Origin of the sequence: Cupriavidus sp. HPC(L), assembly GCF_000307735.3 — a bacterium.
In the GTDB taxonomy this organism is placed as follows: Bacteria; Pseudomonadota; Gammaproteobacteria; order Burkholderiales; family Burkholderiaceae; genus Cupriavidus.
Window position 1 is genome coordinate 1 of sequence record NZ_AMPR02000006.1, and the last position, 15,230, is coordinate 15,230.

The window sequence follows — 15,230 nt, forward strand, 5'->3', positions numbered from 1 at the left end:
CTGCGTGACCTCGCCCAGGTAGACGCCGTCGGCGTCGACCACCGGCAGCCAGCTGGTGTTGTGCTGGTACATCCGCGACAGCACGATGCGCAGATGCTCGTCGAACGCCGCGGTCGCCGCGAACGGGCGCAGCACGTCGCCGCAGGCCTGCTTGCCCGCGGCCGGATTGCGCGCGTCGCGGCGCGCCACATAGCCGAGCGCGCGCTGGTCGCGATCGAGCACCGGCAGATAGCGCACGTCGGCGTCGTCCATCAGCGCCAGCGCCTGCGCCAGCGGCATCTGCGGCGTCGCGGTGGCGCCCATCGTGGCGGCGTCGCCGGCGCGAACCAGCAGCAGCCGCTTGAGCGTGTTGTCGTGGCCGACGAAGGCCTGCACGAACTCATCGGCCGGATGCGCCAGCAGCGCGTCCGGATGGTCGAACTGGACCAGCTTGCCGGCGCGGAACACCGCGACCTTGTCGGCCAGCTTGATCGCCTCGTCGATGTCGTGCGAGACCATGATCACGGTCTTGCCCAGCTGGCGCTGCATCTGCAGGAACTCGTTCTGGATGCTTTCGCGGTTGATCGGATCGACCGCGCCGAACGGCTCGTCCATCAGCAGCACCGGCGCGTCGGCGGCGAGCGCGCGGATCACGCCGATGCGCTGCTGCTGGCCGCCCGACAGCTCGCGCGGATAGCGCGACAGCATCCGGTTCGGATCGAGCTGCACCATCGCCATCAGCTCGCGCGCGCGTTCGCGGCAGCGCTGCTTGTCCCAGCCCAGCAGGCGCGGCACCACGGTGATGTTCTGCTCGATCGTCATGTTCGGGAACAGGCCGATCTGCTGGATCACGTAGCCGATCTTGCGGCGCAGCGCGACTTCGTCGATGCCCGCGGTGTCCTCGCCCTCGATCCGCACGCGGCCCGAAGTCGGCGGGATCAGCCGGTTGATCATCTTCAGCGTGGTGGTCTTGCCGCAGCCCGACGGGCCGAGGAACACGCAGATCTCGCCGCGCGGCACCGTCAGCGACACCGAGTCGACCGCGCGCACCAGCGCGCCATCCTTCTGCGTGAACGATTTGCTCAGTTGGTCCAGTTCGATCATGTGCGGATTCCTTTGGGCGTCAGCACGCGCTGCAACCATTGCAGGCACACGTCCGCCACGATGGCGAGCAGGCTGACCAGGACGGCGCCCACCGCGAGTTTGCTCATATTGCTCTGGCTGATCGCTTGCAGGATCAGCACGCCGAGGCCGCCGGCGCCGATCAGCGCGGCGATGGTCGCCACGCCGATGTTCATCACCACCGCGGTGCGCACACCGCCGAGGATCACCGGCACCGCCAGCGGCAGGTCGACCAGCCGCATCCGTTGCCAGGTGGTCATGCCGATGCCGCGTCCGGCCTCCTGGATGCCGCTGTCGATGCCGGCCAGCGCCACGTAGGTGTTGCGCAGGATCGGCAGCAGCGAATACAGGAACACCGCGGTGACGGCCGGCAGGTAGCCGAGCGCGTGGCCGAAGCGCGCGAACACCGGGATCATCAGGCCGAACAGCGCGATCGACGGGATCGTCAGCACCACCGTGGCCAGCGTCATCATCGGCGTGGCCAGCCAGCGCCAGCGCGTGGCCAGGATGCCGAGCGGCACGCCGATCAGGATCGCCAGCCCGACCGCCGCGCCGACCAGTGCCAGATGCTCGCCGGTCAGTTTCAGCAGCGTCGGCCAGCTGTGTTGCAGGTAGGAAATCAGGTCCATGGATTGTCCGTGGTTGTCCGTGTTGTCTGCGCCCGAGCGGGCGTCAGATCAACCCGTGCTGGCGCAGGAAATCGGCCGCGACGGCGTCGACCGGTTTCTGTTCGATGTCGACGCGGTAATTCATCTCCGTCATCGACGCGTTGTCGAGCGCGGCGGCCAGCGCGTTCAGCAGCTCGGCCAGTTGCGGGTGGGCGTCGAGCACCGCCTTGCGCACCACCGGTACCGCCTGGTAGGCCGGGAAGAAGCCCTTGTCGTCGCGCAGCAGCACCAGGTCGAAGCCCTTGACGCGGCCGTCGGTGGCGTAGACCAGGCCGGTCTCGACCTGGTCGTTGCGCAGCGCGGTGTAGACCAGGCCCGGATCGAGCTGGATCACGTCGCGGCGCGCCCACGGCAGCCCGTAGGCGGCCTTCAGCGGCTCGAGGCCGTCGGGCCGCGCGGCGAATTCCATGTCGACCGCGAAGTGGTGGCGCTTGTCCTCGCCGCCAGCGCGGATCTTGTCGGCGAGCTCGGACAGCGTGCTCACGCCAGCCGCCTCCGCACGGTGGCGCGGCATCGCCAGCGCATAGGTGTTGTTGATCGTCGAGGGCTGCAGCCACACCAGGCCCTTGGCCGCATCGAGCGACTTGACGCGGGCGTAGCTCTGCTCGGCATCGAGCTTCTCCTCGACGCGGTTGAAGACGATCAGCGCGGTACCGGTGTAGTCCCACACCACGTCGAGCTGGCCGCTCTCCATCGCCTGCCGCATCAGCGTGCTGCCCAGGCCCGCCGTCAGCTCGGTGGCGAGGCCCTTGGCGCGCAGATACTGCGAGGTCATCGACGACAGGATCAGCTGCTCGGTGAAGTTCTTGCCGCCCACGCGCACGGGCGCCGCATCGGCGGCCGTCGCCGGAGCGTTGACGAGCAGCGCGGCGGCGCCGAGCAGTGCGGCCAGCCACGCGCGCGGACGAAGCGATCGCATCATCGTCATGGTGTTCTCCTTGATGTTCCGCTGGGTGTTCCGCTGGATGGTCCGCGTCATGCCGCCAGCCCTCGCCGGCGCAGATAGAAGCGTCCGCCCGCGGCGAACAGCGCGTCGAGCGCCAGCGCCAGCAGCGCGGTGGCCGCGGCGCCCAGCAGCAGCAGCGACGGCTTGTTCAGGTAGATGCCGGGGAAGATCATTTCGCCCAGGCTGTTGGCGCCGATCAGGAACGACAGCGGCACGGTGCCGACGTTGATCACCAGGCTGGTACGCACGCCGGCCAGGATCACCGGCATCGCGTTGGGCAGCTCGACCCGCAGCAGCCGCTGGCGCGGCGTCATGCCGATGCCCTTGGCCGCCTCTAGCAACGCGGGCGGCAGGCCGCGCAGGCCCTCGCAGGTATTGCGCACGATCGGCAGCAGCGAGGCCAGCCACAGCGCCAGTATCGCGGGGCGCTCGCCGATGCCGAGCACCGCCAGCGACAGCGCCAGCACCGCCAGCGACGGCACGGTATTGCCGATGTTGAAGACCTGCATCAGCCGGTCGGCCCAGCGCCGCAGCGCCGGCCGCGACAGCAGGATGCCGGCCGGCACGCCGGTGGCAAGCGCCAGCGCCATCGACCACGCCACCAGGCGCAGGTGATCGGCCACGTCGTAAAGCAGGCGTTCGCGGTGCTCGGCGACCGCATCGACGCCGACCCAGGCCAGCAGGCCGGCCAATGCCAACACCATGAAACCGGTCCAGCCGAGTCCACGCCAGATTCGCTGCGACATCTTTTCTCCCGTAAGCCAGCCGGCGTCGCGATCGGCGGATCGGCGGATCGGCAGATCGGCCAAGCGGCGACAGGCGGCGGCAAAAGCGCGGCACGACAGGCGCACCAAGGCGCGACGGCCGCGACGGCGGTCCATGAAGGACGACGGCAACGGACCAGCGCGATGGCGGGACCCGATGGGGACATGCGCCATGACGGCGGACCCGGCCGGGTCCAGACTAGATTGGTGCTGTCCGCCATGACCGGCGGGATGCCGGCGGACGGACGGTGGGCGCCCATCGCCGCACAAGGGGGCGAGACGGTGGGGGCCCGGTGACGGACCGCGGGTGCCGCCCGGAACGGGCAGGCGCCAGCGGCCCTGGCGCGGCGCTGCGGATCGGTGCGACGGTCGGTGCGGCGTCGGCAGGAGCCGGACGGACGCGGACGGTCGCCAGACGGTAAGTCCAGACCTCGCAGGCCAGTGGCAGCGCAAAATTGAAAGTTCCGACGCGCCGCCGGTCAATCGGCCGTGGTCGCGAAATCGGCCACGGTGAGCGCGAAGCTCAAGCGGCTAATTTGCAACAACGGATGGCAAAGAGGTCGCTATTCTAACCAACTTCAGCGATCTTGTCACCCCACCCGTCGGCCGGCCGTCTTTTGGGGGCTTTTTGCGCGTCCCGGGGCCTGGCCAAACGCCTGACAAGGCACCCGGCATGCAGCGATCCGCGTTCCAGTGGCGTTCACAAACCAGGTCCCATCATTCCATCAATAGAACGCTCTTTTGCCCTGTTCCCGGCTACCGCTTTCCCGCCAAACCCTTACATTGAGGGGGTACCGCGGCGCGAGGCGCCGCTCGCGAAGACACAGGAGATCGACATGGACGACATCCGCAACCTGAACGAATTGACCACCGTGCCGGCGACCGCCGAGGAAGCGGTGCGGCGCACCCGCACCATCGACCGCGTGGTGCGCGGCATCGCCACCTCCGACGGCGCCGGCGTCAAGCTGACGCGCGTGCTGACGCAGAACCTGCAGCGCCGGCTCGACCCGTTCCTGATGCTCGACGCCTTCGGCACGGACCGGGCCGACGACTACATCGGCGGCTTTCCGGCCCACCCGCATCGCGGCTTCGAGACCATCACTTACATGCTGGCCGGACGCATGCGCCATCGCGACAGCGCCGGCAACGAGGGCCTGCTGGAAAACGGCGGCGCGCAATGGATGGTGGCCGGTGCCGGCGTCGTGCATTCGGAGATGCCGGAACAGCAGGATGGCCGCATGGAGGGCTTCCAGCTGTGGCTGAACCTGCCGGCCAGCGACAAGATGACGGCGCCCTGGTATCGCGACCTGCCCGCCGCGGCGATCCCGACCGTCGCGCTGCCGGGCGGCGCGGTGGTGCGCGTGCTGGCCGGCGCCTCGCACGGCGTGCAGGGCGCGATGACGCGGCCCGTCACCGAGCCGGTGTATCTGGACGTGTCGCTGCCGGCGGGCCAATCGTTCGCACAGGCGATCCCCGCCGGGCATAACGCCTTCGTCTATGTCTATCGGGGCGAGGTCAGCATCGGCGAGGGCGACGCGCTGGCCGCGCTCGACGCGCAGCGGATGGGCGTGCTGGCCAACGAGGCCGACGCCGACGGCGTGATCGTCAAGGCTACGCAGGACGCGCGCTTCCTGCTGATCGCCGGCAAGCCGCTGGGCGAGCCGATCGTGCAGTACGGACCGTTCGTGATGAACAGCGAGGCCCAGATCCACCAGGCGCTCAGCGACTTCCGCGACGGGCGGTTCGAGGGGAAGGTACAGAGCGCGGGGTAAGGTCGGGAAGCGGCGCGATGCGCCACGGCCCTCTCCCCCGGCCCCTCTCCCGCAAGCGGGAGAGGGAGAACACCTTCCGATCAACGAAACGCTGCTGGTTCGCTTCCCTCTCCCGCAAGCGGGAGAGGCGAACACCTACCGACTCACCAGACGCCGCTGGCTTGCTCCCCTCTCCCGCTCGCGGGAGAGGGGCCGGGGGAGAGGGCAGCGAGACTGGGCCGCCTTGCGCCCTACCCATTCCCCTCCACCGCCTCCGCCACCCCCTTGCCCTTGCGCAGCCGTGCGCGCAGGTCGCCGATCATCGGCCAGATCAGCACCAGGATGGCCAGCGTCATGATGGTGCCGACCAGTCCGTTGGACCAGAAGATGTCGAGCGAGCCCGACGACACCAGCATGGTCTGGCGGAACGCATCCTCGGCGCGGTCGCCCAGCACCAGCGCGAGCACCAGCGGCGCCAGCGGATAGTCGAGCTTCTTCAGCACGTAGCCGATCACGCCGAAGCCCAGCATCAGCCAGACGTCGAACAGCGCGTTGTTGACCGTATAGGCGCCGATCGCGCAGACCACCAGGATCAGCGGCGCGATGATCGAGAACGGGATGCGCAGGATCGCGGCGAACAGCGGCACCGTCGACAGCACCACCAGCAGCCCGACGATATTGCCCAGGTACATGCTGGCGATCAGCCCCCAGACGAACGGGCCCTGCTCCTGGAACAGCAACGGCCCCGGCTGCAGGCCCCAGATCATCAGGCCGCCGAGCAGCACCGCGGCGGTGGCCGAGCCGGGAATGCCGAGCGCCAGCATCGGCAGCAGCGCGCTGGTGCCGGCCGCGTGCGCGGCGGTCTCGGGCGCGACCACGCCCTCGATATTGCCCTTGCCGAACGAGTCCGGATCGCGCGCCATGCGCTTGGCCACGCCATAGCCCATGAACGACGCCGCGGTGGCGCCGCCCGGCGTGATGCCGAGCCAGCAGCCGATCGCCGACGAGCGCAGCACCGTCATCCAGTAGCGCGGCAGCTCGGCCCAGGTACGCAACACCACCTTCAGGTCGATGCGCGCCTGCTTGCCGCGGAAGGCGACGCCCTCCTCCATCGTCATCAGGATCTCGCTGATGCCGAACAGCCCGATCACCGCCACCAGGAAGTCGAAGCCGCGCAGCAGCTCGGTCGAGCCGAACGTCATCCGCAGCGTGCCCGAGACCGTGTCCATGCCGACCGCCGCCAGCAGGAAGCCCGCGCACATCGCGATCAGGATCTTGGGCTTGGCCTCCTTGCCCATGCCGACGAAGCTGCAGAAGGTCAGCAGATAGACCGCGAAATATTCCGGCGGGCCGAAGCGCAGCGCGAACTTCGCCACCAGCGGCGCGAGGCAGGTGATCAGCAGCACGCCGGCCATCGCGCCGAGGCACGAGCCGGTGAAGGCCGACGTCAGCGCGCGGCCTGCCTCGCCGCGCTGCGCCAGCGGATAGCCATCGAAGGTGGTCGCCACCGACCAGGCCTCGCCCGGGATATTGAACAGGATCGACGTGATCGCGCCGCCGAACAGCGCCCCCCAGTAGATGCAGGACAGCATGATGATGGCCGAGGTCGGATCCATCGAGAACGTCAGCGGCAGCAGGATCGCGACGCCGTTGGGGCCGCCCAGCCCGGGCAGCACGCCGACCACGATGCCGAGCAGGATGCCGACGAACATCAGGCCGACGTTCTGCCACGACAGCGCGACCGAGAAGCCGTGCATCAGCGCGTTGAATTCCTCCATGGTGCCCCTCCTAGAAGCCGAGCGCCGCTTCCAGCGGCCCCTTCGGCAGCGGCACCCGGAACTGGATCTCGAAGATCCAGAACAGCACCAGATTGATCCCCGCGCCCAGCAGCACCGCCCGCCACCATTCGGCCTTGCCCACCGCCATCATGAAGCCGGCGATGAAGATCGCCGATGCGACGTAGATGCCGAGCCAGCCGATCAGCGCGACATAGACGGACAGCGGCAGCAGGATCACGCAGACCTGCCGCAATTGCTGCCAGCTGGCGAAGATCGCGTCCGCTGGCGTGCGCCACGCCTGCCATGCCACGGCCAGGCTGCACACCAGCACGATCACGCCGACGCGCAGCGGAAAGTAGCCGGCCTCCGGACCGTCGGCGGCCCAACCGGCGCCGATGCGGTGATTGCTCCAGATCACCACCGCCGCGGCCGCCAGCAGCAGCGCGGCCACCGCCAGCTCGACCGCGCGCAGCGACATGCCGCGTGCGCCCGCATCGGCATGATCAGCGTGCGCGGCGTCCGCGGCGGCGGCCGCATGCTCTTGCTGTGTTTCCATCGAAAGCTCTCCCAGTCGGTGCGCGCGGCGGCCCGCGTCGAGCCGGCCGCGCGTCGTTGGCGGTGCCGGCTCAGCGCGCGGCCATGAAGCCCGCTTCCTTCAGGATGTCGCGGTGCGCGTTCTCGTCCTTGACGAGGAAATCCTCGAGCGCCTTGCCCGCGACGAATTCGCTCTTCAGCGCATTGCGCTCGAGGTACTCCTTCCACTCGGGCGTGGCGACGATCTTGCGCATCAACTCGACGTAGTACTTCTGCTGATCGGGCGTGATGCCGCCGGGCATCATGAACACGCGCAGCATCTGGTACTGGACGTCGAGCCCCTGCTCCTTGCAGGTCGGCACGTCGCGCCAGCTCTGCGACTGGGTGACCTTGGCGGTGTAGCCCATCCGTTCGGGCGCGAACACGCACAGCGCGCGATGCTCGCCGGCGCGCCACTGGCCGATCGATTCGGACGGGTTGTTGACGTTCGCGTCGATATGCTTGCCCGACAGCTGCGTGGCCGCCTCGCCGCCGCCCTTGTACGGCACGTAGATGAACTTCGCGCCGGTCTTCTTCTGGATCAGCGTGGTGATGATCTGGTCCTCGCGCTTGGAGCTGGTGCCGCCCATCTTGACCTTGCCGGCGCCGGCCCTGGCGCCCTCGACGAACTCGGCGACGGTCTTGTACGGGGCCTCGGCATTGGTCCACAGCACGAACTCGTCCTGCGCGACCATCGCGATCGGCGTCAGGTCGCGCCAGCTGAACGGCAGGTGGCTGACCATCGGCACCGTGTACAGCGCCGACGATGTCACCAGCAGCTTGTGCGCATTGCCCTGCGACGCCTTGGTGTCCATCAGGCCCTCGGCGCCGCTGGCGCCGGCCTTGTTGACCACGATCACCGGCTGGTTCATCAGCTTGTGCTTGGCGATGATGCTCTGGATCGAGCGCGCCATCTGGTCGGACGCGCCGCCCGCGCTGAACGGCACGACGATCTCGACCGGCTTGGTCGGCTCCCATGCCCATGCCGCGGCCGGCGCGCCGCCGATCGCGAGCGCGGCTGCGCCGAACGCGCCGAACGCCAGCATCGAACGCTTGCCCTGCTTGCTGTGCTTGCTTTGCATTGCCTGTCTCCTCGTTGGAATGTCACATCGGTCCGCCGCGTGCCGGCCGTCGAGCGGCCTTGTCCGGTCTGTGCGGCGGACTGGTTTGCGGCCGGAACGGCAACGGTGCCGGCCTGTCCTCCCTGTATTGCTACCCCCCTCGCTAGTCCGTCACCGCCGCCGCTGCGCGCGCCGTCAACGCCGCGGCCAGCACGCGCGCCACGTGCCAGGCCTGCGCGTCGGCACCGTCAAGGATCTGATGGCGGCAGCTGGTGCCGTCGGCAACGACGATGGCGTCGTCCGTCCGCGCACGCACGGCCGGCAGCAGCGACAGCTCGGCCATCGCCACCGACGCCTCGTAGTGCTCGGCCTCGTAGCCGAAGCTGCCGGCCATGCCGCAGCACGAGGACTGGATCGGCGTGACCTTCAGCTCGGGAATCCAGCCCAGCACCGTCTGCACCGGCGTGAACGCGTCGAAGGCCTTCTGGTGGCAGTGGCCATGCACGAGCGCCTCGCGCTGCGGCAGCGGCTGCAGCGCCAGCTGCTTCAGGCTCAGGCGCCCCGCCTGACGCTCGCGCACCAGGAACTCCTCGAACAGGAAGGCGCCGGCGGCCAGCCGCGCCGCCTCGTCGCCATAGCCGTAGCCGAGGAATTCGTCCCGCAGCGACAGCAGACAAGACGGCTCGAGCCCGACGATCGGCACGCCGCGCGCGACGTACGGCTGCACCGCGTCGAGCAGCCGCCGCGCCTCCTGCCGTGCCTGCTCGACCAGGCCTGCGGCCAGAAAGGTGCGGCCGCAGCAGAGCGGACGCTCGCCGGACCGCATCAGCGGATGCACGGTGTAGCCGGCGGCTTCGAGCACCGCCTGCGCGGCGCGCGCGTTCTCGGGCTCCATGTGGTTGTTAAAGGTGTCGACGAACAGCACCACTTCCCGCTGTCCCCCGGCGGCCGCATCGACAGATGAATCGCCAAACGAAACGGCCACGGAAGCGGTGTCCGTCGCAGCGCCGGCGCCGGCAGTGGCCGGGGTGGCATCGCCGCGGCCGGCACGCGCAATCGTCGACAGAAACGAACGCTGCCAGCGCGGCAGGCTGCGCTGCGGCGCGAAGCCCAGCGCGCGCTTGGCCCAGTCCGACAGCAGCGGAATCCGCTCGGCCAGCGCCATCAGGCCGGGCATGCGGCTCGCCAGCGGCGCATAGCGCGGCATGAAGGCCACCAGCCGATCGCGCAGCGTCAGCCCATGACGCTGCGCCCACGCATGGCGCGCCTCGATCTTGAGCCGCGCCATGTCGACGCCGGTCGGACAGTCGCGCTTGCAGCCCTTGCACGACACGCACAGGTCGAGCACTGCCTTGACGTCCTCGCTGGCCAGTCCTGCCTCGCCGAGCTGGCCCGACACCGCGAGCCGCAGCGTGTTGGCGCGGCCGCGCGTGACATGCTGCTCGTCGCGCGTGACGCGGTAGCTCGGGCACATGGTGCCGGCGTCGAACTTGCGGCAGTGGCCGTTGTTGTTGCACATCTCGACCGCGGCGGCGAGCCCGCCGGTGCTGTCACCGCCGCTGCCCGGCGGCGTTTCCTCGCCGCTCAGCGGATCGCGGCTGACGTTCCAGGCCGACCAGTCGAGCGCCGGCTGCAGCGGCAGACGCTGGTAGCCGGGCGGAAAGCGGAACAGCTCGCGCGTGTCCATCTTCGGCGGTCGCACGATCTTGTCCGGATTGAAGCGGTTGTCCGGATCGAACAGCGCCTTGATCTCGCCGAAGGCGGCATGGATGCGTGGGCCGTATTGCCAGGCCACCCATTCGCCGCGGCACAGCCCGTCGCCGTGCTCGCCCGAATAGGCGCCCTTGTACTCGCGCACCAGCGCGGCGGCCTCCTCGGCAATCGCGCGCATCTTCTGCGCGCCGTCGCGGCGCATGTCCAGAATCGGCCGCACGTGCAGCGTGCCGACGCTGGCGTGCGCGTACCAGGTGCCCTCGGTGCCGTGGCGATGGAACACCTCGGTCAGCCGGCGCGTGTACTCGGCCAGATGCGGCAGCGGCACCGCGCAGTCTTCGATGAAGGAGACCGGCTTGCCGTCGCCCTTCATGCTCATCATGATGTTCAGGCCCGCCTTGCGCACTTCCCACAGCGCCTTCTGCGCGCCGGCGTCCGGCATCTTGACCACCGAACCGGGCAGGCCGAGGTCGCCCATCAGCTCGTCGAGCGCATCGAGGTCGGCGCGCAGCGCGGCGGCATCCTCGCCGGCGAACTCGACCAGCAGGATCGCCTGCGGCTCGCCGCGCAGCGCCGACGCGATGACCGGGCGGAAGGCCGGGTTGGCCATCGACAGGTCGATCATCGTGCGGTCGACCAGCTCGACCGCGACCGGCGCCAGCCCGACGATATGCTGGGTCATTTCCATCGCCTGGTAGAAGGTCGGGAAATTGACCACGCCCAGCACCTTGTGCGTCGGCAGCGGCGCGAGCTTCAGCGTGATCTGCCGGCTGTAAGCCAGCGTGCCTTCCGAGCCGACCAGCAGATGCGACAGGTTGGCATGACCGTCGTCGGTATAGGCGCGCGGATTCTGGCAGTCGAACAGATCGATGTTGTAGCCGGCGACCCGGCGCAGCACCTTGGGCATGCGCTCGGCGATCTCGTCTCGCTCGCGCGTGGCGATCGCGCGCAGGCGCTCGAGCATCGCCAGCACGCGTGCATCGGCCGGCGGCTGCGCCAGCGAACCGAAATGGCATTGCGCCCCGTCGGCCAGCACCGCGTCGATCGCCAGCACGTTGTGGACCATGTTGCCGTAGGCCAGCGAGCGCGAACCGCAGGAGTTGTTGCCCGCCATGCCGCCGATCGTGCATTGCGCGCCGGTCGAGACATCGACCGGGAACCACAGCCCATGCGGCTTGAGCCAGGCGTTCAGGTGGTCGAGCACGATGCCCGGTTCCACCGTCACCGTGGCCGCGACCGGATCGAAGTCGACCACCTGGTTCAGCCACTTGCTGTTGTCGATCACCAGCGCCTCGCCGACGGTCTGGCCGCACTGGCTGGTGCCGGCGCCGCGCGCCAGCACCGGCGCATGGGCATCGCGCGCGATCTCCAGCGCCAGCAGCAGGTCACGCTGGTCGCGCGGCACCACCACGCCGACCGGCATGATCTGGTAGATCGACGCGTCGGTCGCATAGCGGCCGCGGCTGGCGCGGTCGAACAGCACGTCGCCGCGCAGCTCGCGCCGCAACCGTGTGGCCAGCGGCGAGCCGGGGCCGCCTTCGGCGCGGACGAAGTGCAGCGGCTTGACGATCGGCGAGGCAGCCAATGAAGGGGCCAACGGCGTGGACAGATCCGTCATCGCAGCTCCATCCGCTCAGGCAGCGGCCTTCAGCACCGGGGTGTCGGCATGGGAGGTCAGGTACTCCATCGCCGCCGCGACGCCACTGCCCTGCAGCGGCACGCCCGACAGCTTCAGCCCCATCTCGCAGCCCGACAGCGTCGCCATCAGCGTCAGGTCGTTGCAATCGCCGAGATGGCCGATGCGGAACATCTTGCCGCGCATCTTGCCGAGCGCCTGGCCCAGCGACATGTTGAAGCGTTCGTAGATGCGCTTGCGGACCGCGTCGGCGTCGACGCCGTCGGGCATCATCACGCCGGTCAGCACCGGGCTGTAGACCGCCGGATCCGCGCACTGGATCTCCAGGCCCCAGGCGCGCACCGCGCGGCGCGTCGCCTCGCCGAGGCGCTGGTGGCGCGCGAACACGTTGTCCAGCCCCTCCTCCAGGATCATGTCGAGCGCCTCGGACAGGCCGTACAGCAGGTTCGTGTTCGGCGTGTACGGCCAGTAGCCGTTCTTGTTGGCCTCGATGATCTCGTCCCAGCGCCAGAAGCTGCGCGGCATGCGCGCCTCCTTGCTGGCGGCGATGGCCTTCGGCGACAGCGCGTTGAAGCTGATGCCCGGCGGCAGCATCAGGCCCTTCTGCGAGCCCGACACCGTCACGTCCACGCCCCACTCGTCATGCCGGTAGTCGGCCGAGGCCAGGCCCGAGATCGTATCGACCATCAGCAGCGCCGGATGGCCCGCCGCATCGATCGCGCGGCGCACCGCGGCGATGTCGGAGGTCACGCCGGTCGAGGTCTCGTTGTGCACCACGCAGACCGCGCGGATCCGATGGCCGCTGTCCTCGCGCAGCCGCGCCTCGATCATGTCGGCCTGCACGCCGCGGCGCCATCCCTCGATGCCGGGCAGGCCGAGGAATTCCGGCTTCAGGCCGAGCGACTCGGCCATCGACTTCCACAGCGTGGCGAAATGCCCGGTCTCGTACATCAGCACGGTGTCGCCCGGGCTGGTGGTGTTCGACAGCGCGGCCTCCCAGGCGCCGGTGCCCGAGGCCGGGTAGATGATCACCGGGTGCTCGGTCTTGAAGATCTTGCGGATGTCCGCCAGCACCTTGCGCCCGAGCGCCCCGAATTCCGGCCCGCGATGGTCGATGGTCGGATAGCTGATCGCACGCAGGATGCGATCCGGTACCGGACTCGGTCCCGGAATCTGCAGGAAATGGCGGCCGGCGGGGTGAAAGTCGAGCGAGATCATGGGACTGGTGCCTCCTTGTTGAATTTTGAATTCAAAATACTGTAGCAGCCGAGGTCGGCCAGCCCAAGCGGAAATTGCCCCGGAAGCGCGCTCGTTTACCCGGATTGCCGGCGCCACGCGGGCTGCGGGACAGTTGCCGGCGACTCTGCGCTAGAATGGCCGGGACATCACGGATAAGGACTTTGAATGCAAAATTCCGCCGAAGGGGAACCGCTGCCCGACAGCGGCGCCACCCCGCTGCTGCCCCGGCTGGAGCGCCAGCGCCTGCACGACACCGTGGTCGAGCACCTGCGCAAGTTCATCACCGAGGGCGTGCTCAAGCCCGGCATGAAGCTCAACGAGCGCGAACTGTGCGAGACGCTGGGGATTTCGCGCACGCCGCTGCGCGAGGCGTTCAAGGTGCTGGCCGCCGAGAACCTGATCGAGATCTCGCCGAACCGCGGCGCCAGCGTGTCGCGGATGACCGAGGCCGAGATCTGGGAGACCTTCGAACTGATGGCCGGACTCGAAGCGTTTGCCGGCGAACTGGCCTGCGAGCGCATCACGCCGGCCGAGCTGGCGCAGATCAAGGCGCTGCACTACGCGATGCTGGCCTGCCGCGCGCAGAACGACCTGTCGGGCTACTACAGCCGCAATCAGGAGATCCACGACCGCATCAACGCGGCCGCGCGCAATGGCGTGCTGCGCCAGACCTATCTGTCGATCAACCGCCGGCTCAAGGCGCTGCGCTTCCGCTCCAACCAGCAGACCCAGAAGTGGGACCGCGCGGTGCAGGACCACGAGGCCATGATCCAGGCGCTGGAAGCGCGCGACGGCAAACGGCTCGCCGCGATCCTGCGCCAGCATCTGCTGGAGAAGCGCGAGGCGGTGATGCAGGGCTCGCTGGCCGCGGAGCGCGCCGGCAGCGAGGCGGGCGAGAACACCGGGGCTTCGGCCTCCGCTGCCTGAGCGCCCCAGACAGCCCTTCGAGGGCCCGCGTTCGCCGGGCCTTCCCCCTTTCTTCTCTTTCCCCGCCGCGCATCCGGCATGCGACTTGCAACCGTCCGCCATCCGTTGCGGGGCCTGCAGCAGCGGTCACGGCGGCCGTTGCGAGACCCGCGCACTTATATAATCCCGAGCTGATAACAGGCATTACGCTTCCGTGATGACGCGGCCAGGCGCCCCGGCCATGCTGGCCTTCGCCTTGCCGCTGTTCACTGCTGATCGCTGCCGCCGTACCGTGGCGCCGCTTCCCCGCGGTCTGCCCCGGTGCCGCGCAGTGCCGACGGACGAAGCTGCCACGACAACCAGAGCCGCCTCAGTGACATCCAATTCCACCCCCAGGCTGGCGCTTGCCCATATCGTCAAGCGCTATCCCGGCGTGACCGCCAACGACGACGTCTCGCTGACCGTCGCTCCCGGCGAAATCCATGCCGTGCTCGGCGAGAACGGCGCCGGCAAGTCGACCCTGATGAAAATCATCTTCGGCGCGGTCAAGCCAGACGCCGGCCACATGCACTTCAACGGCGCGCCGGTCGTCATCGACAGTCCGCACGACGCCCGCGACCTGGGCATCGCGATGGTGTTCCAGCATTTCTCGCTGTTCGACACGCTGACCGTGACCGAGAACATTGCGCTGGGGCTGCCGGCCGCGCAGCGAGGCGGCACCTCGATGAAGGCGCTGGCCGCACGGATCCGCGAGACGGCCGCGCGCTACGGCCTGCCGCTCGAGCCCGAGCGCCATGTGCATACGCTGTCGGTCGGCGAGCGCCAGCGCGTCGAGATCGTCCGCGCGCTGCTGGCGCGGCCGCAATTGCTGATCCTGGACGAGCCGACTTCGGTGCTGACGCCGCAGGCGGTGCAGACGCTGTTCGTCACGCTGCGCCAGCTCGCCGACGAAGGCACCAGCATCCTCTACATCAGCCACAAGCTCGACGAGATCCGCGCGCTGTGCCATCGCGCCACCGTGATGCGGATGGGCCGGGTTACCGGCCTGTGCGACCCGCGCCAGGAAAGCGCGGCCTCGCTGTCGCGCATGATGA

General features: G+C 69.0%; 12 protein-coding genes. 3 read left to right on the forward strand and 9 right to left on the reverse strand.

What is annotated here, in order from left to right; translation table 11 throughout:
- The 4 genes from B551_RS01155 to B551_RS01170 all read right to left on the reverse strand — a co-directional run.
- Window positions 1-1,083 (reverse strand): ABC transporter ATP-binding protein (locus tag B551_RS01155; RefSeq protein ID WP_023263320.1); only part of this gene is annotated, 1,083 nt, incomplete at its 3' end.
- Entirely contained in the window at window positions 1,080-1,730 is a 651-nt protein-coding gene (locus B551_RS01160; protein WP_006580114.1) for an ABC transporter permease, read from the reverse strand. The genes B551_RS01160 and B551_RS01155, both read right to left, overlap by 4 nt.
- A 43-nt stretch (window positions 1,731-1,773) precedes the next feature.
- On the reverse strand, window positions 1,774-2,688 hold the full coding sequence (locus tag B551_RS01165; RefSeq protein WP_043436664.1) for a glycine betaine ABC transporter substrate-binding protein: 915 nt from the start codon (window positions 2,686-2,688) through the stop codon (window positions 1,774-1,776).
- Between the two features lie 56 nt (window positions 2,689-2,744).
- Window positions 2,745-3,461, reverse strand: coding sequence for an ABC transporter permease (locus tag B551_RS01170; protein ID WP_043436668.1), 717 nt, complete (start codon window positions 3,459-3,461; stop codon window positions 2,745-2,747).
- An 854-nt stretch (window positions 3,462-4,315) separates the two neighbouring features.
- Here B551_RS01170 and B551_RS01175 point away from each other — a divergent pair.
- Entirely contained in the window at window positions 4,316-5,251 is a 936-nt protein-coding gene (locus B551_RS01175; RefSeq protein ID WP_023263322.1) for a pirin family protein, read from the forward strand.
- A 230-nt stretch (window positions 5,252-5,481) separates the two neighbouring features.
- On the opposite strand, the gene B551_RS01180 is transcribed toward B551_RS01175, so the two are convergent.
- From B551_RS01180 to B551_RS01200, 5 genes are all read right to left on the reverse strand, one after another.
- Window positions 5,482-7,008, reverse strand: coding sequence for a tripartite tricarboxylate transporter permease (locus tag B551_RS01180; protein WP_023263323.1), 1,527 nt, complete (start codon window positions 7,006-7,008; stop codon window positions 5,482-5,484).
- A 10-nt stretch (window positions 7,009-7,018) separates the two neighbouring features.
- Entirely contained in the window at window positions 7,019-7,564 is a 546-nt protein-coding gene (locus B551_RS01185; protein WP_006578960.1) for a tripartite tricarboxylate transporter TctB family protein, read from the reverse strand.
- 70 nt (window positions 7,565-7,634) lie between these two features.
- Window positions 7,635-8,627: a tripartite tricarboxylate transporter substrate binding protein gene (locus B551_RS01190; RefSeq protein ID WP_052511225.1), complete on the reverse strand. Its 993-nt coding sequence runs from the start codon at window positions 8,625-8,627 to the stop codon at window positions 7,635-7,637.
- Window positions 8,628-8,805: 178 nt separating this feature from the next.
- Window positions 8,806-11,973, reverse strand: a complete 3,168-nt coding sequence (locus tag B551_RS01195) for an FAD-binding and (Fe-S)-binding domain-containing protein (RefSeq protein WP_052511224.1) — start codon at window positions 11,971-11,973, stop codon at window positions 8,806-8,808.
- A gap of 15 nt (window positions 11,974-11,988) precedes the next feature.
- A complete protein-coding gene (locus B551_RS01200; protein WP_023263325.1) occupies window positions 11,989-13,209 on the reverse strand; it encodes an alanine--glyoxylate aminotransferase family protein in 1,221 nt (406 codons plus the stop codon).
- 186 nt (window positions 13,210-13,395) lie between these two features.
- Between B551_RS01200 and B551_RS01205 the strand changes: the two genes are divergently transcribed.
- The gene (locus B551_RS01205; RefSeq protein ID WP_006578958.1) at window positions 13,396-14,157 is read left to right on the forward strand and encodes a GntR family transcriptional regulator; all 762 of its coding nucleotides are present in this window, start codon (window positions 13,396-13,398) and stop codon (window positions 14,155-14,157) included.
- A gap of 352 nt (window positions 14,158-14,509) precedes the next feature.
- The coding region (locus B551_RS01210; protein ID WP_023263326.1) for an ATP-binding cassette domain-containing protein at window positions 14,510-15,230 on the forward strand (721 nt) is incomplete at its 3' end.

Excerpts from the sequence above, each read along its gene's own strand:
- B551_RS01160 (WP_006580114.1), bottom strand. The coding sequence starts at position 1,730 with ATGGACCTGATTTCCTACCTGCAACACAGCTGGCCGACGCTGCTGAAA.
- B551_RS01165 (WP_043436664.1), bottom strand. The coding sequence starts at position 2,688 with ATGCGATCGCTTCGTCCGCGCGCGTGGCTGGCCGCACTGCTCGGCGCC.
- B551_RS01170 (WP_043436668.1), bottom strand. The coding sequence starts at position 3,461 with ATGTCGCAGCGAATCTGGCGTGGACTCGGCTGGACCGGTTTCATGGTG.
- B551_RS01175 (WP_023263322.1), top strand. The coding sequence starts at position 4,316 with ATGGACGACATCCGCAACCTGAACGAATTGACCACCGTGCCGGCGACC.
- B551_RS01180 (WP_023263323.1), bottom strand. The coding sequence starts at position 7,008 with ATGGAGGAATTCAACGCGCTGATGCACGGCTTCTCGGTCGCGCTGTCG.
- B551_RS01185 (WP_006578960.1), bottom strand. The coding sequence starts at position 7,564 with ATGGAAACACAGCAAGAGCATGCGGCCGCCGCCGCGGACGCCGCGCAC.
- B551_RS01190 (WP_052511225.1), bottom strand. The coding sequence starts at position 8,627 with ATGCTGGCGTTCGGCGCGTTCGGCGCAGCCGCGCTCGCGATCGGCGGC.
- B551_RS01195 (WP_052511224.1), bottom strand. The coding sequence starts at position 11,973 with ATGACGGATCTGTCCACGCCGTTGGCCCCTTCATTGGCTGCCTCGCCG.
- B551_RS01200 (WP_023263325.1), bottom strand. The coding sequence starts at position 13,209 with ATGATCTCGCTCGACTTTCACCCCGCCGGCCGCCATTTCCTGCAGATT.
- B551_RS01205 (WP_006578958.1), top strand. The coding sequence starts at position 13,396 with ATGCAAAATTCCGCCGAAGGGGAACCGCTGCCCGACAGCGGCGCCACC.